Below are 779 nucleotides of genomic sequence, written 5' to 3'. Positions count from 1 at the left end.
GGCCAGGTCGCGCCCGGCGCCGATGGCATGCTGCAGCTGCTCGCCCCGGACCGCCTGCTCGCGCCCGAGGTCGAGGCCCTGCTGTTCGGAGAGGGCCCGTGAATCTCACGCTGCGCCTGCGCGCCGCCACGGATCTCGACCTGGGCGTCGCCACGGTCGAACGGGCCGTGCGCGAGCGCATGCGCGCCGTGGGTGCCGGCATCGACTACGATCCGCAGCCGGGCACGCCCGAATTCGACGCGCTCGTCGATCTCGTCGTCGTGCCGGAGTCCTGGATCCTGCGCGACCCCGCCGTGTTCGAGACCGCGCTGCGCTTCGTGCAGACGCGCCTCCTGACGCGGCCCGGGCGGCAGGTCCGCGTGCTGTCGCTGCCCTGCGCCGGCGGCGAGGAACCGTATTCGCTCGCGATGCTGCTGGCGCACGCGGGCATCGAACCCGAACACTGCCGCATCGACGCGTTCGACCTGTCGCGCGCCGCGATCGCCCGCGCCCGCGCCGGCAGGTACACCCGCAACGCGTTCCGCGGCGACGACCAGGGCCTGCGCGCGCGCTTCTTCACGGAGGACGGCGACGAGCAGGTGATCGGCGCGGCACCGCGCGCCTACGTCGCCTTCGTCCAGGCGAACCTGTTCGACGTCGACCCGGCCGTCACGGGCACCTACGACCTCGTGTTCTGCCGCAACCTGCTGATCTACTTCGACCTGCCCACGCAGCAGCGGGCGGCCGCGCGCCTCGCCGCGCTGCTGGCCGACGACGGCCTGCTGCTGGCCGGTTATGCC

The 779-nt window shown here is 73.4% G+C and carries 1 protein-coding gene; it reads left to right on the top strand.

Annotated elements, in window-relative coordinates; genetic code table 11:
- Window positions 1–98: 98 nt before the first annotated feature.
- On the top strand, window positions 99–779 hold a 681-nt coding region (locus tag ACEN88_RS33170; protein ID WP_413346558.1), incomplete at its 3' end, for a CheR family methyltransferase.

The sequence above is a fragment of the Massilia sp. CT11-108 genome (assembly GCF_047302915.1).
GTDB lineage: Bacteria > Pseudomonadota > Gammaproteobacteria > Burkholderiales > Burkholderiaceae_D > Telluria > Telluria orientalis.
Note: the sequence above shows the minus strand (reverse complement) of the source record. Positions and strands in the feature narration are given on the sequence as shown.